This is a genomic window from Flavobacterium urumqiense (assembly GCF_900108015.1).
In the GTDB taxonomy this organism is placed as follows: domain Bacteria; phylum Bacteroidota; class Bacteroidia; order Flavobacteriales; family Flavobacteriaceae; genus Flavobacterium; species Flavobacterium urumqiense.
Genome location: NZ_FNVP01000005.1, coordinates 26338 through 48981, shown reverse-complemented (window position 1 = coordinate 48981; position 22644 = coordinate 26338). Strand labels below are relative to the sequence as shown.

13 protein-coding genes are annotated in these 22644 nt (G+C 35.8%); 4 read left to right on the top strand and 9 right to left on the bottom strand.

All coding sequences use genetic code 11. The features are described from left to right. Nucleotides 1-35: 35 nt before the first annotated feature. The 3 genes from C4S35_RS07630 to C4S35_RS07620 all read right to left on the bottom strand — a co-directional run bounded on the left by C4S35_RS07630 (nt 36) and on the right by C4S35_RS07620 (nt 3672). Entirely contained in the window at nt 36-1055 is a 1020-nt protein-coding gene (locus C4S35_RS07630; protein ID WP_244175211.1) for a nitrous oxide reductase accessory protein NosL, read from the bottom strand. A gap of 61 nt (nt 1056-1116) precedes the next feature. After that, on the bottom strand, nt 1117-3096 hold the full coding sequence (gene nosZ, locus C4S35_RS07625; protein WP_103999757.1) for a Sec-dependent nitrous-oxide reductase: 1980 nt from the start codon (nt 3094-3096) through the stop codon (nt 1117-1119). Nucleotides 3097-3174: 78 nt separating this feature from the next. Further along, a complete protein-coding gene (locus C4S35_RS07620; protein WP_103999616.1) occupies nt 3175-3672 on the bottom strand; it encodes a c-type cytochrome in 498 nt (165 codons plus the stop codon). A gap of 183 nt (nt 3673-3855) precedes the next feature. On the opposite strand from C4S35_RS07620, the gene C4S35_RS07615 reads away from it, so the two are divergent. Further along, complete coding sequence (locus C4S35_RS07615) at nt 3856-4326, top strand: hypothetical protein (RefSeq protein WP_103999615.1); 471 nt, start codon at nt 3856-3858, stop codon at nt 4324-4326. A 65-nt stretch (nt 4327-4391) separates the two neighbouring features. On the opposite strand, the gene hemL is transcribed toward C4S35_RS07615, so the two are convergent. The 6 genes from hemL to C4S35_RS07585 form a co-directional block, all read right to left on the bottom strand. Then, the gene (hemL, locus tag C4S35_RS07610; RefSeq protein WP_103999614.1) at nt 4392-5678 is read right to left on the bottom strand and encodes a glutamate-1-semialdehyde 2,1-aminomutase; all 1287 of its coding nucleotides are present in this window, start codon (nt 5676-5678) and stop codon (nt 4392-4394) included. A 68-nt stretch (nt 5679-5746) separates the two neighbouring features. Next, nucleotides 5747-6685, bottom strand: coding sequence for a glucosaminidase domain-containing protein (locus C4S35_RS07605; RefSeq protein ID WP_103999613.1), 939 nt, complete (start codon nt 6683-6685; stop codon nt 5747-5749). Next, nucleotides 6678-7556, bottom strand: a complete 879-nt coding sequence (locus C4S35_RS07600; protein WP_103999612.1) for a 1-aminocyclopropane-1-carboxylate deaminase/D-cysteine desulfhydrase — start codon at nt 7554-7556, stop codon at nt 6678-6680. Before C4S35_RS07600 ends, C4S35_RS07605 begins: the two co-directional genes overlap by 8 nt. A gap of 108 nt (nt 7557-7664) precedes the next feature. Next, on the bottom strand, nt 7665-9515 hold the full coding sequence (locus tag C4S35_RS07595) for a T9SS type A sorting domain-containing protein (RefSeq protein WP_103999611.1): 1851 nt from the start codon (nt 9513-9515) through the stop codon (nt 7665-7667). 472 nt (nt 9516-9987) lie between these two features. Next, nucleotides 9988-11583 carry an ice-binding family protein gene (locus C4S35_RS07590; RefSeq protein ID WP_103999610.1) on the bottom strand — a complete coding sequence of 532 codons (1596 nt, stop codon included), beginning with the start codon at nt 11581-11583 and terminating at the stop codon, nt 9988-9990. 409 nt (nt 11584-11992) lie between these two features. Continuing rightward, the gene (locus tag C4S35_RS07585; RefSeq protein ID WP_103999609.1) at nt 11993-13546 is read right to left on the bottom strand and encodes an ice-binding family protein; all 1554 of its coding nucleotides are present in this window, start codon (nt 13544-13546) and stop codon (nt 11993-11995) included. Between the two features lie 1319 nt (nt 13547-14865). Between C4S35_RS07585 and C4S35_RS07575 the strand changes: the two genes are divergently transcribed. The 3 genes from C4S35_RS07575 to C4S35_RS07565 all read left to right on the top strand — a co-directional run bounded on the left by C4S35_RS07575 (nt 14866) and on the right by C4S35_RS07565 (nt 22597). Further along, on the top strand, nt 14866-20103 hold the full coding sequence (locus C4S35_RS07575; RefSeq protein ID WP_103999607.1) for a GEVED domain-containing protein: 5238 nt from the start codon (nt 14866-14868) through the stop codon (nt 20101-20103). A 251-nt stretch (nt 20104-20354) separates the two neighbouring features. Beyond that, nucleotides 20355-20543 carry a C1orf53 family protein gene (locus C4S35_RS07570; RefSeq protein WP_103999606.1) on the top strand — a complete coding sequence of 63 codons (189 nt, stop codon included), beginning with the start codon at nt 20355-20357 and terminating at the stop codon, nt 20541-20543. Between the two features lie 17 nt (nt 20544-20560). After that, nucleotides 20561-22597 (top strand): urocanate hydratase, encoded by a 2037-nt coding sequence (locus C4S35_RS07565; RefSeq protein ID WP_103999605.1) that lies wholly within the window; start codon nt 20561-20563, stop codon nt 22595-22597. Nucleotides 22598-22644: the final 47 nt, after the last annotated feature.

Here is a 22644-nt window from a genome sequence, read left to right as displayed (position 1 = left end):
ATTTCTGATCGAAAATTGTATTAATAATAATGCATTTATTTTTTCAAAATAGCATCCCAAGTAATGAGTTCGGCGTTTAATTTAGTTCCAAATTCCTTAGCATCCTTCTCTGATGAAAAAGCAACAACTCCTCCTCTCATTGGACTTTTAATAGTACCTCCTGAAATGAAATGAGCCGTTGGAGCAGGAATTAAAACATTATCCTGAGTAAAATCATGAACGTAATACCAACTGATTTTTGTGTTTAAATTTTCTTTACAATAATTCATCATGCACATAATATCGTCAAATTTATAAGTTCTTCCTTTTTCGGTCAGAACTTCTGCTCCGTATTTGCCGTCAGCAATACTCATTTTACAAAAATCGCAACTGTCCACATTTAATTTTATGGGAACCGCTTTGGTATTATCCGCGCAGGATAAAAAGAACAAAGACAAAAAGAATAACAGAGCTGTTGCAGTTTTAGGCTTTTTAAATTTTTGCAAAAGATTGGATTCTTTTATAACAATAATAAATAATAAAAATCCAGAAGCGATCAACAGCCATCCGCCAATATCAGGAATAGAATAAGCACCAAAATTCAGTAATTGCTTATAGCCTAGCATCGGTGGTTGATATGACATTCCGGGTACTTGGATCGCCGCATTTGGATCTAAATTATGTCCGTATTCATAATTCCATCTGTAAAAATCGACAGCGGCTAAAGCTCCAAAAAGTATAAGTGAAATGAATAAAACATAAAGTACTTTTTTCTTTGCAAAAATAGCTGTCGCCAAAGCAAAAACAGCAAAAAATACAAATATATAGGGCAACACCGTAAACTCAACGAAATCTTCTTTATGCAGGGTTTTCATTCCTATATAATGGTTTAATCCATTGATAATATCAACATCCCCAGCAATTTTATCGGCATGTAATTTAAGTACTAATCCTTCCGGATATTGCGGTGCAGTTAACTCAATTCGCCACATTGGAACAAAAATAGAAGACACCAATAGCACCATCACTAACAAAAGCACGCCTTTTGAAAGTGTTGAAATTTTTGAATTGTTCATGATTGTTGATTTAAAAAAGGGAACATAATAATTATGTTCCCTTTTTATTTAAAATTTATAATTACTTGGTGGCAGGTAAGTTAGTTCCCAGACTAAAAGTTAGCGGAACATTGCTTCCTGCAGGCGATACCCTAACATATCCTGACATTTCCTGGTGCAATGCACTACAGAAATCTGTACAATAGAAAGGGAAAATCCCTACTTTTTCAGGTATCCATTTCAAAGTGGCAGTTTCACCTGGCATGACCAAAAGTTCAGCATTATCAGCGCCTTTTATAGCAAATCCATGAGGAACATCCCAATCTTGTTCTAAATTAGTAACGTGAAAATAAACCGCATCACCCAATTTTATTCCTTCAATATTATCAGGAGCAAAATGAGAACGGATGGAAGTCATGTACACATCTACTCTGTTCCCTTGTCTAACCACTTTTGATTCTTTCTCTCCTTTAGTTACAAAAGGATTATTATTTTCTTCAATTTTATAAAATTTCAACTGACCATTGTTTCTAATTAAATCAGCTGGAGCAGATTGTGCATAATGGGGTTCACCAATAGTTGGATAATCTAATAAAAGCTTCATTTTATCTCCGCTAATATCAAATAACTGGGCAGCTTGCGCCAATTCCGGTCCTGTTGGTAAGTATCTGTCTTTAGTAATTTTATTGTAAACAACCATGTATTTACCAAATGGTTTTCTACTGTCTCCACCAGGAATAGAAAGATGTCCAGGAGAATAATAAACAGGTACTCTGTCTAAAATTTTCAATGATTTAATGTCCCATTTCACCACCTCTGAAGAAACGAAGAAAGTAGTGTAGGCATTCCCTCTGCCATCAAATTCCGTGTGCAACGGTCCTAAACCTGGTTTTTTAACTTCACCATACAAAGCAGCTTCGTATTTAATAACTGGAATACCTTCATATTGTCCATCAAATTGTTTAGCAGCAATCGCTTTTTGTATTTTATCGAAACTAAATACAGGAATTAAAGCGGCTAATTTTCCACTTCCTACAATATATTCACCAGTAGGATCAACATCACAACCATGAGGAGATTTAGGACATGGAATCATGTAGCAAATGTCTTTCAACTCTTTTGAATCAAGGACTAAAACGGAAGTTCTAATTTCTGATTTTGCAGTATGTGTTTTTTCATCCCAAGTATTGTGGGCATATTTTGCAGCTATCTTTTTTCCTTTACCAGCTTTTATGTATTCTTCCGCTTTTTTCCAATTTACAGCCATGATAAAATCTTTATCCTTTTGCGAAGCATTAACCTCTAACAGCGTATTGGCCTGTTCTGTATTGTAACAAGAGAAGAAAAACCAACCATGAGATTTGCCTTTTCCAGCGTGACTTAAATCAAAGTTTACACCGGGAGCTTCTATTTGGAAAGCGATATCCATTTGACCTTCTTTACCTACTTTTACAAAGCTTAAATAGCCTTTAAAATTTTTCTTATACGTATTAATAGGAACATCCCCATTGGCATTGTCTGGCGGAACGCTGAAACGAGTTCCTGCCACCACATATTCTGTGTTTTCAGTAATAAATGGAGAGGAGTGATTTCCTGCACTGTTTGGCAACTCAATAATCTCCACCGTTTTGAACGTTTTCAAATCAACACGTGCAATTCTGGGAGTGTTATTCGCATTGGCAAAAATCCAGCGACCATCCACTTCACCGTTGGTTTGCGACATATCTAAATGGTGTTGGTCATCCCAAGGCACAAATCCATTTGAAGTATTTAACATCGGTTTTGTTTCCTCGCTATATCCATAACCACTTTGAGGATCTACGGAAAAAATAGGAACAACTCTTAACAAACGGGCACTTGGTAAACCATATACACTCATTTGACCACTAAATCCTCCAGAAACAAAATTATAAAATTCATCGTACTTACCAGGAGCTACATATACTTTTTGTGCAGCATCACCACTTACGGCATCACTAGAATCTTTGGGCTTGCAAGAAGTAAAGAATGCGCTTGCTAAAATAATTGCAAAAGTTACTTTTACTAATTTATTTTTACTCATGGTGTCTATTGCTTTTATTGTGTTCATGAATATTTGATTTCATATTTACTATTATATAATTAAATTGTTTGCCAAAAACTATTTTACACCATCATTTTTACGCATAAACTCCAATAAGTTTCTAGCATCTTTATCGCTAAGTGCTTGATTCGGCATACGAACTAAACAAATTTCCAACTGAGCTTGAAGTTTTGGATCTTTATCAATCATCGGGTCAGGATTGGTTATAAAATTCATAATCCATTCTGGTTTATGACGAGAAGTAACCCCTTTCCAACCTGGTCCAACTAATTTTTCATCCGTCATTTTATGACAAGAAGAGCATTTTACAGATTGAATTTTATCCCCTTCAGCAGCCATAGCTACATCCAGTTTATCGCCTAAATCAACAGTCGAAAATTTTCCAAGACCTCTATTTGGGTCATAAGTGGAAACGTCTGGAGCAGCTTCTGGCGCTGCAGGCATTCCTTCATCAGATGAAGTGGTTGTTGGAGCATTCTCCTCGGATTTGGTTTTTTTATCGCCACATGAAGTTAGCATTACAAATGCAACTACAAAAAAAGATAATTTGTACATAAGAATTAGTTTAAAATTTCTTTAACAAATGTCCAATTATATTAGCGTACTGATTATGACTTCAATCATACTTATGTTTGTTTCTTTTTCTTTTTTTTAAATAATTACATGACAAATTTTTGTTAACAGTTAAACCTTAGTCAACTATCCGCATCTTATAACCATAACTTAAAAACAATAAAAATGAAAAAATTAATAATTGTCGCTTTATTGGTTGTTGGGATGACAAGCTTTGCTCAAAACAAGAAAGAAATAGGATCACGACATCATCGAGATGAAATGGAAAAATTCACTCCGAAACAACAAAATCAATTAATGTTAAAAAAAATGACATTAGAATTAGATTTGAATGCTTCACAACAGAAAGATATGAGTAAAATCATTGCTGAAAAAAGTGATAAAAGGCAAGCAAGAATGAAGGAAATGAAAGCTAACGAAGATTCTAGTACAAAACCCACATCTGATGAAATGTTTGCAAGAAAAAATAAAATGCTAGAGGAGAAAATTGCTATGAAAGAAAGAATGAAAAAAATTCTTTCTACGGAGCAATATAAAAAATGGGATGACATGAACGGGAAAAGACATCACGGAATGAAAAACAGAATGATGCGTCATAAAGACGGAAAACCAGCAAATATGGGTGACAAAAAATAATCCATTTACTTGAAATATTTCATCCTGTTTTATAAAAAAAGACCCGTATTCGGGTCTTTTTTTGTTTAAAATGTTTTGGAAACTTTATCTACCGCCTGAATAGTAAAATCTAAATCTTCATAAGTTAATGCGTCCGTAATAAACCAAGTTTCGTAAGCCGATGGTGCGATATAAATCCCTTCCTGCAATAATCCGTGGAAGAATTTTTTGAAGGTTTCATTATCTCCTTTTGCTGCAGTTTGAAAATCAACTACAGGATCAGCATCAAAATGAACTGAAACCATAGAGCCTATTCTATTGATAGTAAAAACAACATTGTTAGCTTTCAAAACTTCTTCCATTCCTGCAGCCAAATAAGCGGTCTTTTCTTCTAATCTTTGAAAAATTGCACGGTCAGCATCTAATGCCTGTAACATTGCTAATCCTGCAGCCATTGCCAAAGGATTCCCAGACAAAGTTCCTGCCTGATAAACTGGACCCAATGGAGCCAGATAATTCATAATTTCTGAACTGGCAGCAAATGCTCCTACCGGCAAGCCACCTCCTATTACTTTTCCGAAACAAACAATATCGGCATTGATATTAAATAATTCCTGAACACCTCCAGCAGCAAGTCGGAATCCGGTCATCACCTCATCGAAAATCAGCAAAATTTTATTATCAGTACACAGCTGACGCAATCCTTCCAAGAAACCTTTATTAGGCGGAATACAACCCATATTCCCTGCAACAGGTTCTACAATTATCGCGGCAATTTCGTTTTTATTGGCTTCAATTAATGTAGCTACATTTTCTAAATCATTGTATTTTGCCAGTAACGTATCCTTTGCAGTACCGGCAGTAACTCCAGGACTATTTGGTGATCCGAAAGTAATTGCTCCACTTCCGGCCTGAATCAGGAAAGAGTCAGAATGTCCGTGATAGCAACCGGCAAATTTTATTATTTTATCTTTTTTGGTAAATCCACGAGCCAGTCTTACGGCGCTCATACAAGCTTCAGTACCGGAATTTACGAATCTTATTTTATCAATATTTGGAACCATAGAAACGGCTAAAGCAGCAATTTGTGTTTCTAATTCTGTGGGCATCCCAAACGAAGTTCCCAATTTGGCTTTTTCAATCACGGCTTGTACCACCGGTTCAAAAGCATGTCCTAAAATCATTGGTCCCCATGAATTGATATAATCGATTAAACGATTTCCATCTTCATCATACAAATAAGCACCTTTGGCACTTTTGACAAAAATCGGGGTTCCACCTACTGCTTTAAAGGCTCTTACGGGGGAATTTACACCTCCTGGAATTACTTTTTCTGCTTCAGCAAAAAGCTGACTACTTCTTGTATATAACATTTTAAAATTTGGATTTTATATTTGGCTTCTTATAAAGAATGAATCGATACGTTTACATTATATTTCTACTAAATTTTCAATTGTTGTCCAACTGAAAGCGTATTGGCAACCAGATTGTTTTTTTCTTTTAACTCATTAATTCCTAAATTAAATTTTTTGGAAATAGAATATAACGTATCTCCTTTTTGAACTTGGTACAATGATACCTCACGAGTTAAATTTTTTATCGGTCCGATAGGAATTTTTCCAGTCAATTGCTTTTCTAATTGTATATTTTCATTCCCTAAAACCTGATCATCATATTGGTTTAAATTATAACGTTCGATGTAAGAAATCAATTTATTAGGATATTTTGGGTCGGTAGCATAACCGGCATTTCTTAATCCCCTTGCCCAAGCTTTATAATCTCCTTTTGGCAAAGCAAATAAATTAGAATACCTTCCTCTATTTGTTAAAAACAACGCATGATCTTTGAACGATTCTGATACATTATCATATTTCCTGAAACATTCCTGCGCGGAATCATCATCGTGTTTGATAGTTTCTCCTGTCCAGTCTTCATGGCATTTTATTCCAAAATGGTTATTGGCGTTTACCGCCAAATCCCCTCTTCCTGCTCCAGATTCCAGAATTCCTTGAGCCAACACAATACTCGCCGGAATACCGAAAGTCCTCATATTATCCATGGCTACATTTTTGAACTGAGCTACATAATTAACCACAACATCACTACTGACAACAGTTTGTGAAGTTGAAACTATTACTTCCGTTATTTGAGTAGGATATTCTTGTTTGGTCGAATTTGTTACAACCGGTTTTTTTACAGGTGTCTTTGCAACTACTGGTCTTGAAACAATTGCTTTTGTCGTAATTGGTTTTTTAGCAGTTCGAACTATTTCTGTTTTCGGTTTTGAAGGTATTTTCTTTGTCGTTATAATAACAGGCTTTGCGGCATTACAGCCCACTAAAGTCAGTATTACAAGAATCAGTATATATTTTTTAACCATTTATATCTATTATTGGTAATTTTTTATTTCTTAAGCTAATGTTCATTCCCTGAATTCCTTGAATTCCACCAGTATGAATGAGTAAAATTTTTGATTGTGGAGAGAAATAGTTCTTTTGTATTAAATCTATAACGCCAAAAACCATCTTTCCAGTATAAATAGGATCCAAAGGAATGTTATTTTCTGCATAAAACTGGTTAATAAATGCGATTAACTCAATATTAACTTTTCCATATCCCCCAAAATGATAATCCGTTACTAAATCCCAATTATTATTATTTACCATATTACGAATTTCCTCTTTTAAAAAATCTCCTTTTAAAGCTGGGAATCCCAAAATTTTTTGATGCGGTAAAATGCTGTTTATAATTCCACAAATAGTTCCTCCTGTTCCTACAGAACAGCCTATATAATCAAATTCGGCATCTTCTTCAGTCAAAATTTCCTCACAACCTTTTATTGCTAACTCATTAGTTCCTCCTTCAGGAATAAGATAAAAATCACCGTATTTTTGTTTTAAATCTTCTAAAAATGCTATTTCATTTTTCAAGCGGTAGTTTTCCCTACTTACAAATTCAAATTGCATTCCGCAGTTTTTAGCAAATTGCAAGGTTGGATTTTCCAAAATTTTATCCCGTAGTTCATTCCCTCTAATAATCCCAATCGTTTTAAATCCTTTCTCTTTTCCGGCAAAAGCCAGAGCGGCAATATGATTAGAAAAGGCTCCGCCAAAAGTAAGCAGTGTTTCCTGCCGTTCTTCTTTTGCCTGAAGCAAATTATACTTTAGTTTTCTAAACTTATTTCCTGAAACAAAGGGATGAATCAAATCTTCCCTTTTGATATGAACGGTAATACCGTCTGGAAAACCCATTGTTAACTGTTGATTCAACTTAATTTATTTTGGACAAAGGTAAAATTTATATATAATAAAAGTGCAACCTCAATAGATTGCACTTTAGTTTTTACTATTATAAGAGCTTTAGTTCTTAATGATAATCTTTTTTCCTACTTCTATTTTGTCTTTTGTCGCAAGCTTAACGATATAAATACCATTACTTAAACCTGCTGTAGAAAATTTATAAGAGGCATTTGTACCTAAATCTTTTTTGCTGAAAATTATTTTTCCTGCTACATCATACAAACCGCAAGTGTCAAGATCCATTAATAGTGCATTACTAATTGTTAGGCTTTTTTCAGCGTTATTTTGGTATACCACAAAGTTTTGAATTGCTTTTTCTTCTATACCTAAAGCCGTACGATTTTTAAAAGTAAGTTCATATTGTGTATTATTAACTCCCGACGGTAAGATTATCTCGTGAAAACTATTTTTGATGTCATAATATATATCCCTAACCTTATCGTGTAAGTAAACATTTGAAACTTCCGTAAAATTTAAAATTTCTTTAACGGTGATTTTATAATTAGCTTGTCCACTATTTCTAAAACCAATAGGAATACTTTTATCGATATCAAATTTTAAAGCATTAATGACAAATTCTGAATCGTTTAATACAAAATAAACATCCGCCGTCGAATCATCACTTGAAGACATGGCGTCCATTGCACGATCCACGCCGTCTGTAGCTTCCGGAATGAATGCCAAAGCTAGTTGTCGAACGCCTTGGTTATTCATCAAGGTGTTAAATCGGATTTGGGGTGTGGGAGCCAAGCTAACCGTGGCATAATCAAAACCCGATACGGATTGAATTGTATTTAAATAGCCCGAAGTATTTTTCGATTTATTTTGATTTGCATTCTTTTCAAATTGAGAATTATTTATCTTACCTTCCTTAACGAAAACTCGGTAACTATTTTTCATCTCTACAACTCCGTTAGCCGTTCCATCAATTAGAAATCCTTGCCCAACGGGACAAAAACGTCTTTCATACGCTCCTCCTGGCCCTGCAATACTAACTTCATTCCCTGAACCATCATAGGAATAAAAAGTTGCAGCAGCATAAACCCCCATCCCAGTCAGTCCACCGGGAGAAAAAGCGCCATATCCCCCTTTATACTCCGCAATGTTATGTGAATTCACGTGCTTATCCTGTTCCCAAAAATAAGCGATACCTGTAGTACTCGTAGCTCCAACTAAAAAAGCGGATAAATCTATGGCTGAGGGATACGGATTCCCCGTTAGTGTAAATTGTTCAATGCCGACTGGAATAGAAATAGTTCCGTCATTTGGTTTTCCTCTAAAATCATAGCGTTGATTATTCCCGGGATTGTTCAAAACGCCATTTACGCTAGTTGAATTAGTTCCCGAAGTTCCTTTCATCGTAAAGCCTTCCCCGGCATTCAAATTTGAGTTTGAACCCACTTGTGTCCAATTTGAATAACCAGCGGCGACAACTAGTTTATTAATCCAGTAAGGTGCAATGGCAAATGGAGTAGCCGTACCGTCATAATTATTTGCCGCCAAAATTGTTGCATCATTACTGTTAGTCAAAGTAGTAATATCTTTAAGCTGCGTAATTCCAAAAGGCGCATTCCCAGCACTTGCTATATTTCCTCCTACCGGTGAACACCAATAATTGAATTGAAAATTATTAGTAGTTCCTTCCTGAAAAACCGATAAGTTACCCAAACCTTTATTTTTACTTTGTGGCTCTAACCTTTGCATCTCCGAACCTTGCAAAAGTTGACCGTCTTGACGTAAATAAAAATTGCTAGTGGCTGCATTTAATTCTACGTCTTGCTTTACGTAAACCACCTCGTTGTTTACTAACACATTTGTATTTGCACTTACAAAAAGTTGCGCATTTGCATAGCTATGAAATAAAAAACCTGCAAAAAACAGGAATAATCGATTAAGTATTTTTGAGCTCATAGACGGCGAATTTGGTTAATTTATATTTTTTTAAAAGTAATTCAATTGCATGTAAAATATCCTCAGTAATAAACAATGAAGGTATTATAATACTACCTAAATTCAGATTGGTTTATAATTCCAATTTTCAAAAAACTAAAACCTCTAACTGAATATTTTAGCTAAAGTTAAAAAAAAATAATATCACCTCCAGGGCAAATACCGTCAAAAAGCTCAATTTATCGTTTAAATACGTATTTTTTATCCTTAAATATATAATTTCTTACGTTATTTTTATTACAATAAAATAAAAAAACAGCAAAATGTAAGAATAAAATTACCAACAAATCTAACTTTACTTTCATACTAAAAAACTAAAAATAAAGGCAAAAACACCAACTATTTTCAATTACTTTTAGATATAATGCTTGGTGTGTTTATAAATTTTTCTAATTAATATCTAAAATCAAATTTATCTTTTTTTGCATCGCTACTATCTAACACTCATTATCATTAAGATTCTATTTTTCAGAATTATTGCATCTGAATCAATTTCCCATCTAATGTCAATATTCTGCCCTGAAGAAACTGTAGCAATTGCCTGTAAGGAAATTGATCCAGTATTCAAATTACTTGCACAAGTTCTACTCGAGTTAGGCACGAGAACTCCATTTTGATAAATACTAAGAGTTGCTAATGCTTTGCTGGTGGTCGCTACAGTAGTAATGCCAGGTTTAAATAGAGAGCCATTCACGCTTGAATATTCAAAACCTGAAATATCACCCAAATTCGTACCTATATCCCCAGTCAAATAAGAATTTGCAGTATTACTAACTGCACCATTACTAGTGAACATAACAAAAGTAGCTAATATCCCTAAGTCAAGATAAGAGCAACTTAAGGGCATGTACGCTGTTCCCGGACCAAAACTAATAGCCCCTGTTGTGGAGAATATTCTACCTTCAAAAGTTCCATTAGCGCCCATAAAAACAGCTCCATTATTAGCAATGATAGTTCCTTTCATTACAGTTGAAGCGGCCATGGAGACGGCTCCTTCTACGACCCAAAATACGTTACATGCTGAGGCTCCGTTAATCAATACAATATTAGTTGCTGATCCCGTAGTTAAAGCTCCTCCAATTTTAAAAATAAACACTGCATTGGGCTTTCCTTGCGCATCTAAAAATAAAGTTCCTGCAACAGATGCTGCAGCTCCTATTGCATACACTCCGGCAATTAAAATCTCTCCACTACCAAAAGAAGGTGCATGACTGGCATTAGTGTTGGGAACAACTATCAAATGATCGTATGCCGTTTTTAAATCTAATTCGCCTTGTGCCGTATTTACTGATCTGGAAGTATAGCTGGTAGGTATACTATATTGACCATTAAACATAACCAGATAAGTGCCAGCCGCAGGAGTCAATGACATTTCTGGAATTACAACAGCGGTATTTGAATTAGTTTCTATTTCCTCCGTTGCATTAACCGAATTAAAATTATCTGAATTAGCCAGTACAAAAGCTGTAGTTGCTAATTGTGTCGTATTTGTCCCAATTGCTGCAGTTGGAGCCAACGGTATTCCTGTAAACGTTGCCGAATCTGAAAAAACCAACTTTCCGGTTCCAGTCTCATCAGTCAATGAATTCTGTATTTGTACTGAAGTTGTACTTCCAGTTTCCGTTCCGTACAAAGTTCCAGAACGAGGCAACGTAACGTTTGTTAATCCAGTAGTTGTAATTGTAGTTGCAAATGCTCCCGGTAAAGCAAGCGTTGACGCGTTACTATTGGCTATTCCAGTTCCCCCATTTATTGGCAAAACTAAACCTGTAATAAAATCTTTCCAACCCAAATCATAAAAATTAAAAATTGATGTGGTCGTGTTGTAAATAAGAAGTCCTGTGGTAGGCAGACTAATAGCATCTCGCTGCACTGTAGTCAGACGCGGCATCAAAAATCCTTTATTGGTAGAATAAACATCCAAAACTGATGAAGCTTCGGGATTAGCAGTACCTATTCCTACTTGTGCACTGCTCATTTCTGAAATTATAAGGAATAAAACATATAAAAACAGGGTATTATTCCTCATTTATCTAAAATATTAATACTTTGAAAACAATATATTTTGTAATTTGACAACTTATTTTTAAATTTTACAGCATCAAAATGACCTGCCATTAAACCCTTGAAATATATCACTTTGAGTCTGTAAAAAACAATACTGATTAAATAAAAGTAATCCTCTTGGCACCATTTTTCAAAACATCATTTCAGGTGTTTTTATGCAGTAGAAAGGAATAAAAAATGTATCGATAACCGTTATTACTAATAATTTCATACTTCTCAATACCGTTTTCTATCAAAAATTGCTTGAACTGACGAAAATTATAATTAAAAACTAATTACACCCAACGAGCTATCATTATTCATTTCTTATTTTAAAAAAACCTCTTCAACAAGATTTAAAAAAATATTTCCACATAGCACTACTTTAAAAATCATCTAACACTAATTAGTGTTAATATTCTGTTATCCAGCTTTACTGTTCCTGAGTCGATATTCCACCTTACGTCAACATTTTGTCCCAACGAAACATCGGCAATAGCTTGTAGGGACACATCTAGGGTATTTACAAAACTTGATCTCGTTCTGCTTGAGTTAGCGATTAAAACTCCATTTTGATAAATACTAAAAGTAGCTATAGCACTATCGATTCCGGGACTCACAAAAGTACCATTCACTACTGCATTTTGAAAACCTGAAAAAGTACCTGCACCCACACCAATGTCTCCAGTAATATTTGAAATCCCTGAATTGCTTACGTTACCAGAAGAAGTGAAGATAGTAAAGGAAGACAAAACACCTAAATTGGCATGTGAACTATTTGCAGTTTTAGTTATGATTGATGTATCAATTCCCATGGCCCCGCCAGTAGATAGCATTCTTCCTTCTAATGTACAATTAGCTCCTAAAGAAACTGCACCAGTATTAGCAAGGAGGGTTCCTTTCATGATAGTTGAAGCTCCTAAAGTAATAGCTCCTTTAGCCAACCAAAAAACATTAGCTGCCGATGCCCCATTCAGCAACACTATCGTTGTGCTTGCTCCTATACTTAAGGCCGCTCCCATTTTAATAACAAAAAGAGCGTTTGAATTTCCCTGTGCATCTAAAGTGAGGGTACCTGCGACGGAAGCTGCTGCAGCTACACTATGAACCCCCGGATACAAGGTCTCCGTTCCAAATGTAGCTCCGTGCACTACTGTAACGGGAATATTATCCAGCTGACTAAAAACCGCTTGTAAATCTGCTACCGCCTGCGCCGCTTTATTACCTGGCACAATAGTATATTGCCCATTAAAAGTAACAGCATAAGTTCCAGTCAAAGGACTTATTGACATACCCGGTATTAATATATCCGTTGCTGAACTGGTAGATATTTCTGCTGTACTGTTAACGGATTTATAATTATTTGAATTAGCCAAAACAAATGCTGTAGTTGCTAATTGTGCAGTATTAGTTCCTACAGCTGCTGTTGGAGCTACCGATATACCTGTAAAAGTTGGAGATTCAGAAAAAACCAACTTTCCACTCCCTGCCTCGTCTGTCAGTGAATTTTGTATTTGTGCTGAAAGTATACTTCCTACTTCTGTTCCAAATAAAGTTCCTGTTTTTGGTAATGTAATATCTGTTACTGCCGTTGTTGTAATTGTAGTAGCAAATGCTCCTGGTAATGCAAGCGTTGCTAAGTTACTGTTGGCTATTCCAGTTCCCCCATTTATTGGCAAAACTAAACCTGTAACAAAATTATTCCAGCCCAAATTATAAAAATTGAATAGTGAAGTTGTAGTATTATAAATAAGAAGTCCTGTTGCAGGTAAACTTATTGCGTCTCGTTCCGCTGAAGTCAAGCGAGGCAATAGAAATCCTTTACTAGTAGATTGAATGTCTAAAATCGACGAAATTTCAGGAGTAGTTGTCCCGATTCCTACTTGTGCATTTGATACTATCGAAATTAATAATAGAATGAATAAGAACGAAATACTATTTTTCATAAATTTTTGATTATTCTATTGGGACTTATCTTGACCTGTAGAAAATCAAAACTTTTTTAAATAAAAAAGTATTAAAATCCATCAAGATCTGTTTGATTTCGGGTTGTTGTTCCTTTTACTACTATAAAATCGCGGGAAGCAGACCACAAAGAGTAGCTACTGTATCGGACACATTTTGAATAAATCAAACTTGTACAAAGTATAGATAGAAACAACATCAAGCCTTTTGTGACTATTTTTTGTTACAAATAAAATAATTAGGTCAATAATTGACTAATCGTTCGATTTAACGCGAAATTAGTTGTAATTTTATGATAATTTTATGAATGTTTTCAATTACAACGTTTTCGTTACAACGAAAACGTTATCGTTTTTAAAAATAGACACTTTAATAGTTGTCCAAATTATTTAAATAACTTGATTATAATACATAAACAGAAAGATTCTGATTTACAATAAACTAAATCCACGACATAGTAATTTAGACAAATTATTTAAACAGTGATTGACCGAGGGGTAAACACAATGTTGATTGACAACAACCAGATCGGTATGTGTTTGCTGCTATTTTACTTAAAAATCAGGATTATTTTTTTGTTAAATAATTTAAAAATCGCAAAAAAGGGCGCTTTCTCAAATACGCTAAATTTAATTCATTTGCGTAGGCTTCCCGCTCGAAACTAATGTTTCTATACGCTAAGTCGGTATTTTTATATTGAATCAAGCGAAACAAATATTCTATAAAATACCAAATAAAAAAAAGAACTATAAGTAACTCCAATTGTTGCCGAATATGGATTTTTTCATGATTAAAAAAAACCATATTTTTTTTATCAGCCCTATATTTTACAAATACAAAAGGAAATATAGCCAATCCACGATAGCCTTTGGGAACTAAATATTTATTGACAATTAAAAACATGCAGCAACGAGATTTCGAATTGATTAAGTAAAATCACAAAGGAATAAATTTAAATACAATTTACGTAGAAATGGCCTCTGTTTATAAAAAATTTAACCGAAAAAAAAATCCTCACAGAAACTGTCCATAAAAACTTTGCAATTATTTAAAATCAAATTGTAATACCTAAACTTTTTTGATAGCAATTAATTGAAAAATAAATGAATACATTTTTTTATTAAAAAAAACCATCTACAAATCATACCATTTATCACTATTTTTTAAAAAAAAACAAAAATATTTAAAAATAATCGATTAAGTACATAGAAATTAGATGAAATACATAAAATATTTACAATCAGAATAGTGATTTTCTGATAAAAAAAACTATTTTTGAAATCCAAATTCTACAAATAAAATGAAAGAAAGTTATTTATTTAAAAAGACTGAATCTGCAAAATTTACAGCGAATCTTGATACTTCTTCTTCCATTATTGCAAAAAATAAAAAAAATAATTTCCTTTCTTTAATTTCCTCTTTGAGTTTGCTGATGATGTTTTTCCTAGGAAATAAGATTAATGGACAGACAACTACAGTGACCATTTCTGCAACTGGTAATGGAACATGGACTGTGCCAACGGGAGTAAGCGGATCAATAACCGTGGAAGCATGGGGATCTGGGGGGTCTGGTGGTGGATGCTTAACAAAAGACAGAGGTGGCTCCGGTGGAACTGGAGGTACTTATGTAAGTAGTACTTTCACTGGGATCATAGCTGGCACCGTGTACAACTTATATGTTGCACCATCAACTCCAGGGATTAATGGCAAGGATGGCTCTAATGGTGATAATTCATGGTTTAACACTATTGGAACTCTTTCTGCAAATGGCGGACTTGGTGGTAATCTTGGTAATGGTGCTGCTAAAACGGCAGTGACAACAGGTTCGATAGGAACAATTATTAATATAGGAGGATCGACTACGGCGGGCACTGCTAATAACGGTAGCGCAGGTGGTGCGGGTGGTAATAGCGGTGGTTTGGGTGGGACGTTTACTTCCGCTACAACCTCCAATAGCTCAACACCAGGTAATGGGGGTTCAATAGCTGGAGGAGGCGGAAGCGGGGGTTCAACTGGAGGCGGGAGCCCGGCAGATAATTCTGGAGGCCCAGGAGCACGTGGTGAAATTAGAATAACCTATACAACCCCAACTTGCAGCACGCCAACAGCGCAACCAACAGGTTTAATTTTAACTTCTACAAGTACAACAATAAATGGTTCTTTTACGTTAGCTAGTCCCACAGTGGATAATTATTTGGTCGTACGAAGTACTTCTGCAACAGCTCCAACTCCTGTAAACGGAATAACATATGCTGTTGGTTCGACTGCTTTGGGAGGATCTAATGTGGTGGTAGACATTGACAACAACAATACGTTTTCAGCAACCGGCCTTACTGCAAATACAGCCTATTATATCTACGTTTTCTCCTATAATTCATTATGTAATGGTGGACCAATATACTATACAACTTCTCCATTAAATGGAAACACAACGACATTAACACTATCATATTGTACCCCAACTGGCAGTTTAGATTGTAGTGGCGGTTATACCATAAATAATGTTACTATAAATACATTAAACAATACCTCAACTTGTGGTGCTGGGGGATATACAAATTATCCAGCAACAGGAACACAAACCACTTCAATATTAAAAGGATCAAGTTATAATTTAAGTTTAACCGTTGGAAGTGGCTCTGGCACACATAGTGCAGCAGTTTGGATTGACTTCAACCAAAATGGTCTTTTTACGGATGCTGGAGAATATTTCTTAATCAGTAATACTATTACGGCAAGTTCAACAACGAACGTTTCCATTCCAATTCCCACAAATGCTCTAAGTGGAAGCACAAGAATGCGTGTACGATATTCGAACATTGCCACTGTTACTTCAACAACAAATTGTGTCATTTCTGGTACTTACGGAGAAACTGAAGATTATACGATTTCCCTTGTAACACCCGCAGCATGTTTGACACCTACCGCACAACCAACCGTCTTGAGCTTGACTCCAAGTGGAACTTCAGTAGGAGGTTCCTTTTTAGTTGCAAGCCCTGCACCTGATAACTATTTGGTGGTAATAAATACAACAGGAACAACACCTACCATTGTCAACGGAACTACTTATACTATTGGAGCAACCGTTGGCACGGGAAATACAATCGTAAATACTGAAAACGAAAACACTTTTACCGCAGCTGGACTAACACCAAACACAAAGTATTATTTCTTTGTTTATTCGTTTAATTCCGCGTGTACAGGAGGGCCATTATACAATACAACCTCGCCATTAATAGGAAATACAACCACAACATCATTCTCTTTTTGTCCGCCTACATCAAATGTTAGTACACGTTACATAAATAGTGTTCAAACTGTTGGAAATCTCACCAATATGACCAATTTAAACACGGGTCGACCTAATACAAATGGATATAGTGATTACACAACATTTCCTGCCACAACACAAATTCCAGGAGGTGGTATAAACCTTGACGTCACTCTCGCAATATCAAGACAGTACTTAAAAGCATGGGTAGATTGGAATAATGATGGTACCTTTACAAACTCCGGAGTTGAATTAGTATATAGTTCAAGTGGCGTTTTATCAATTGCTACTTCTTTTGGTTTTGTAGTGCCTTTGTTGACTACTCCCGGAAATTATAGATTAAGAATACGTTCCTATGAAGCCTCACAAACTTTTACGCCTTGTGGCAATCTAGCCACAGGAGAGACTGAAGACTACGTAATCACAGTTGTTCCCGATTGTCCAGCAATCATTTCCTCCGTAACAGACAAATCACGTTGTGAATCAGGTGTTGTAGATTTAGTAGCTACTGCTCTTGGAAGCCCTACGCAATTTCGCTGGTATAGCGCCCTCACTGGCGGTTCCCTTATTGGAACCTCTCCCAATGGAAACTGGACCACTCCTTCATTAAGTAGTACAACTAATTATTATGTAACCGCGTATAATGGTACTTGTGAATCATTAATACGTACTAAAATTATCGCCAAAATAAATTCTTCCTCAATTATCAATGTAACTCCATCAACACCCGAAGTTTGTGGTGAAGGCAACATTGTGACCATCGCAGCGTCTGGAGATAATATGGTAGATGACTTAATTAATGAAAATTTTCAAGGAGGGCTAGGCAGTCTTACTTCGGTAATAATTGGTGGTGCCGGTGATGCCACTACTCAGTGGCAAAGTATGACTAGCACGTATGTTCCGAATTTGAGTGTTTGGAAACCCGCTATCAGTTCTCGAAGTATCGGTGATAAGTTTGCTTTTTGCACCTCAGATAAAAACCTATTAGTAAACACTTCATTAGAATCCGCAAATTTGCCTACTACCGCCTACACCGATTTAACCCTAACGTTTAGACAGTATTATTCTTATTATGGAGTACCAACAGACTATGCCTATGTAGAGGTATCAACCAATAATGGCGTGTCTTGGACCGCGGTTCGAACTTATGTGGAAGATCACGCTATTGCCACAGATTTTGAAAGTGTAACGATAGATTTAACTTCCTATATCAACAATCCTAATTTTAAGATTCGATTCAGATACAATGCACAATTTTGCGATGGGTGGGCTATTGATGATATACGCTTATTTGGAACAAAACCAATGAATACGACCTTTTCTTGGAGTGCAGGAACCGTCGATGCCTACATTGACTTAGCCTGTTCAACTCCTTATACAAATCAATCTGTCACTACTGTTTATATCAAACCTACCCCGACTCAGTTATCATCAACATCATGGTCATTTACGGCCAGCGCAACTCTTTCTAACGGCTGTCCTGTTTCAAAACTAGTTACCATTTATAACAAAACTAAACAATGGCTGGGCACCACTTCCAACTGGAACGATGCTAACAATTGGAAACCGGTAGGAGTTCCTGATTTAACAAATTGTGTTTTCATACCTAACACATCAGTAATTCCTGGCACTAATTATAACGCTTTTGCAAAAAATCTAACGGTTAAATCAACTGGAAACTTAGAGCTGCCTTCAACAAGTAACCTCACAGTTACCGATTTTGTAAATGTAAATACTGGAGGAATTTTCAACATAAGAGATAAAGCCAGTTTGGTACAAAAAAACAATGTGGCTAACACTGGAACTGTAAATATTGAAAGAGTTACGCAACCGATGCTGAAACTTGATTATACGTATTGGAATTCACCAATAACATTGGCTTCTAATTTTACTTTAGGATCCTTATCACCAAATAGTCCTTTAATGTTTTCCTGGATACCAACAATATCTAACGGTCCAGGTAATTGGCAAACCGAAACGACAGCTACCATAATGGATCCACGAAAAGGATATATTGTACGCGCTCCAAACTCGTTTAGCAGCTCAATTAAAACACCCTATACCGCAACCTTCGCTGGAACTCCTAATAATGGTGACATAACTGCTCCTATATCGAAAGGTAATTTAAACGGAACTGCTTCCACTTCAACTTTCGATGGTACGGATGAGAATGACGAATGGAATCTAATTGGAAATCCATATCCATCAGCACTTGACGCTGCAGCATTCTTGAATTTTGCTACTAACAAAAACATTATTGACGGCACAGTTTATATTTGGACCCACAATTCACAGCCAGACGCTGCCACTATTGATCCATTTTATGGGGATTATGCGCTCAACTATACGGATAATGATTATGCCGTTTTTAATTCAACTGGAGGAACTGCAATCGCTTCAACTGGAGGCACTTCTTCAGGTTTTATAGCAAGTGGTCAATCATTCTTCGTGAAAGCGGCAAATACCATGGCAAATGGGACAACTGCTGATGTAACTTTCAATAATACTATGCGTGTTGCAGGAAATAATAGCAATTTCTTTAAATTGATTAAAAACAATAAAGAACAGGCCATTCCAAAAACTATTACAGACTTAGAGCGGCACCGTATTTGGGTAAACTTAACCAATAACTCCGGAGCTTTTAGCCAAACATTGGTCGGGTATGTTGCGGGTGCTACTGAAGAATTAGACCGAAGTTTTGATGCAGAATCTTTAGGAGGAAATGACGTTAGTTTTTACTCTATTATACCTGAGGCTGAATTAACGATTCAAGGACGTGCGTTACCATTTGATAAAAATGATCAGGTTACTTTAGGATATAATTCGGAAATTTCTGGAGAACTATCAATTAGAATTGATCATATCGACGGTCTTTTTGATACGCAAAACATCTATTTAAAAGATAAAGAATTGAGTATTATACATGATTTAAAAGATAAACCGTATGTTTTCAACACAGAAAAAGGAACTTTCAACAATCGTTTCTACCTACGTTTCACCGATAAAACATTAGGAACGGATTCCTTTAATTTATCAAAGTCTGATGAGGTAATTGTGATTGTAAATCAAAACGTTACCATTCAGTCTTCAAACCAGCTGATAAAAAGTATTGTCGTATACGATTTGTCGGGAAGAAAAATAGATAGTTATAAAAAAGTAAATGCTCTAAAATTTACATTGAGTCATTTAAACAGAACAACAGCCGGTTTAATTGTGAAAATCACTTTAGAAAATGACACTGTAGTTTCTAAAAAAATTATATATTAATCAAAAAGCATAACTGTAAAATCCACTCCTGACCGAGTGGTTTTTTTTTTGAAAAATTTAAAAGTATTTACGGCAATAAAACAATTTTATTTGATTCAAAAAATAGAAAGAAATTCATTCTAACTTCCCTTATAAAATTTCTAAATTTGTATTGCTAAGATAATTCTGTTTTAATGAAAAACTCAATCGTTTGAGAGAATCGTATAAATTGAAATATTGAAAATAATTTTCACAAAAGAATATCCCAAAACATGATTGACGAGAAGAATGAAAATAAATTAATTGAAGGTGAAGATTTCTATTTTACACCCGAAGGTTACAAATGCTTTACAGAAAAACACCATTTAAAAAGAGGGTATTGTTGTAAAAGTGGCTGTCGTCATTGTCCGTATGAAAGCCCCCTAACCCCCAAAGGGGAAAAAAGAAGAGATTATGAATAATAAAACGTAACATTACTATGAATAATTTACCTCAAATAACCCTTAACCCAATTTCCTCTTTGGAGGCGAGCGGGACTTTCCAAGAACAAATTAAACAAGGAATTCCTGCTATACTACCTCAGCCTAAACAATACGAAACCGACATTAATCATGCTCCAAAACGTAAAGAAATCCTTTCGGCTGAGGAAAAAAAATTAGCTCTTCGCAATGCTTTGCGTTACTTTGAACCAAAACATCATACTGAGCTAATACAAGAATTTCGACAAGAATTAGAAATATACGGTCGTATTTATATGTATCGCTTTCGTCCAGATTATGAAATGCGTGCGCGTCCAATTAATGAATATCCTGGAAAAAGCGAACAGGCCAAAGCGATTATGTTGATGATTCAAAATAATTTAGATTATGCAGTTGCACAACATCCGCATGAGTTGATAACTTATGGCGGCAATGGAGCTGTATTCCAAAACTGGGCACAGTATTTATTGACAATGCAATACTTATCAGAAATAACCGATGAGCAAACATTGACGATGTATTCCGGACATCCAATGGGATTATTTCCTTCGCATAAAGAAGCTCCTCGAGTTGTTGTGACAAACGGTATGGTAATCCCTAATTATTCTAAACCGGACGATTGGGAAAAAATGAATGCATTAGGCGTTTCTCAATATGGACAAATGACGGCCGGAAGTTACATGTATATTGGCCCGCAAGGAATTGTACACGGAACAACTATTACGGTTTTGAATGCTTTTCGTAAAATAAAACGCAGTCCAAAAAGTGGCTTATTTGTCACTTCTGGTTTGGGCGGAATGTCCGGCGCACAACCTAAAGCCGGAAATATTGCCGGTTGCATCACCGTTTGTGCCGAAGTAAATCCCAAAATAACGCGCATTCGCCACAGTCAAGGATGGATTAATGAAGTCATTGAAAATATTGATGCACTGGTAAAAAGAGTCACTTTGGCGAAAGCCAATAAAGAAATTGTCTCTATCGGATATCTTGGAAATGTGGTTGATGTTTGGGAAAAATTTGATCAGGAAAATATTCATATAGATTTAGGATCCGATCAAACTTCGCTTCATAATCCTTGGGCCGGCGGTTATTATCCTGCTGATGTTTCCTTTGATGAAGCTAATGAAATGATGGCTAATAATCCTGATTTATTCAAAATAAAAGTACAAGAAACATTACGCAGACACACTACTGCTATCAATAAACATACTGCCAAAGGAACGTATTTCTTTGATTATGGAAATGCTTTTTTATTGGAAGCCTCCCGTGCCGGTGCTGATGTCATGGCAGAGAATCATATCGATTTCAGGTATCCGAGTTATGTACAGGATATTATGGGACCGATGTGTTTTGATTACGGTTTTGGCCCTTTCCGATGGGTTTGTGCCTCTGGAAAACCAGAAGATTTAGCCAAAACAGATGTAATTGCTTGCCGGGTTTTGCAAGAAATGGCCAAAACAGCTCCCGAAGAAATTCAGCAACAAATGCAGGATAATATTCATTGGATAAAAGGCGCACAGGAAAATAAATTGGTTGTGGGTTCACAAGCCCGAATTCTATATGCTGATGCCGAGGGGCGTGTAAATATTGCCGAAGCTTTTAATCAGGCTATTGCCAAAGGCGAAATAGGAATTATAATTTTAGGCAGGGATCATCATGATGTTTCCGGCACCGATTCTCCATACAGAGAAACTTCTAATATCTATGATGGTTCAAAATTTACAGCCGACATGGCGATACAGAATGTCATTGGAGACAGCTTTCGCGGAGCTACCTGGGTATCCATTCACAATGGCGGCGGCGTAGGCTGGGGCGAGGTAATAAACGGTGGATTTGGTATGGTTCTTGATGGTTCAAAAGAAGCGTCAAGACGTTTAGCATCAATGCTTTTCTGGGATGTTAACAACGGAATTTCCCGAAGAAGCTGGGCGCGAAACGACGGAGCATTATTTGCAATTAAAAGAGCGATGGAGACCCAACCTTTGTTGAAAGTGACCATCCCGAACATGGTAGCCGACAATTTGTTGGATTTTTAAAAATTTGAACGTATCTTTAATAAACATTTAATAATCAAATAATTAAA

Bases quoted from the DNA above. Each gene is read 5' to 3' on its own strand.
- C4S35_RS07630 (WP_244175211.1), bottom strand. From the start codon at position 1,055: ATGAACAATTCAAAAATTTCAACACTTTCAAAAGGCGTGCTTTTGTTA.
- nosZ (WP_103999757.1), bottom strand. From the start codon at position 3,096: ATGAGTAAAAATAAATTAGTAAAAGTAACTTTTGCAATTATTTTAGCA.
- C4S35_RS07620 (WP_103999616.1), bottom strand. From the start codon at position 3,672: ATGTACAAATTATCTTTTTTTGTAGTTGCATTTGTAATGCTAACTTCA.
- C4S35_RS07615 (WP_103999615.1), top strand. From the start codon at position 3,856: ATGAAAAAATTAATAATTGTCGCTTTATTGGTTGTTGGGATGACAAGC.
- hemL (WP_103999614.1), bottom strand. From the start codon at position 5,678: ATGTTATATACAAGAAGTAGTCAGCTTTTTGCTGAAGCAGAAAAAGTA.
- C4S35_RS07605 (WP_103999613.1), bottom strand. From the start codon at position 6,685: ATGGTTAAAAAATATATACTGATTCTTGTAATACTGACTTTAGTGGGC.
- C4S35_RS07600 (WP_103999612.1), bottom strand. From the start codon at position 7,556: ATGGGTTTTCCAGACGGTATTACCGTTCATATCAAAAGGGAAGATTTG.
- C4S35_RS07595 (WP_103999611.1), bottom strand. From the start codon at position 9,515: ATGAGCTCAAAAATACTTAATCGATTATTCCTGTTTTTTGCAGGTTTT.
- C4S35_RS07590 (WP_103999610.1), bottom strand. From the start codon at position 11,583: ATGAGGAATAATACCCTGTTTTTATATGTTTTATTCCTTATAATTTCA.
- C4S35_RS07585 (WP_103999609.1), bottom strand. From the start codon at position 13,546: ATGAAAAATAGTATTTCGTTCTTATTCATTCTATTATTAATTTCGATA.
- C4S35_RS07575 (WP_103999607.1), top strand. From the start codon at position 14,866: ATGAAAGAAAGTTATTTATTTAAAAAGACTGAATCTGCAAAATTTACA.
- C4S35_RS07570 (WP_103999606.1), top strand. From the start codon at position 20,355: ATGATTGACGAGAAGAATGAAAATAAATTAATTGAAGGTGAAGATTTC.
- C4S35_RS07565 (WP_103999605.1), top strand. From the start codon at position 20,561: ATGAATAATTTACCTCAAATAACCCTTAACCCAATTTCCTCTTTGGAG.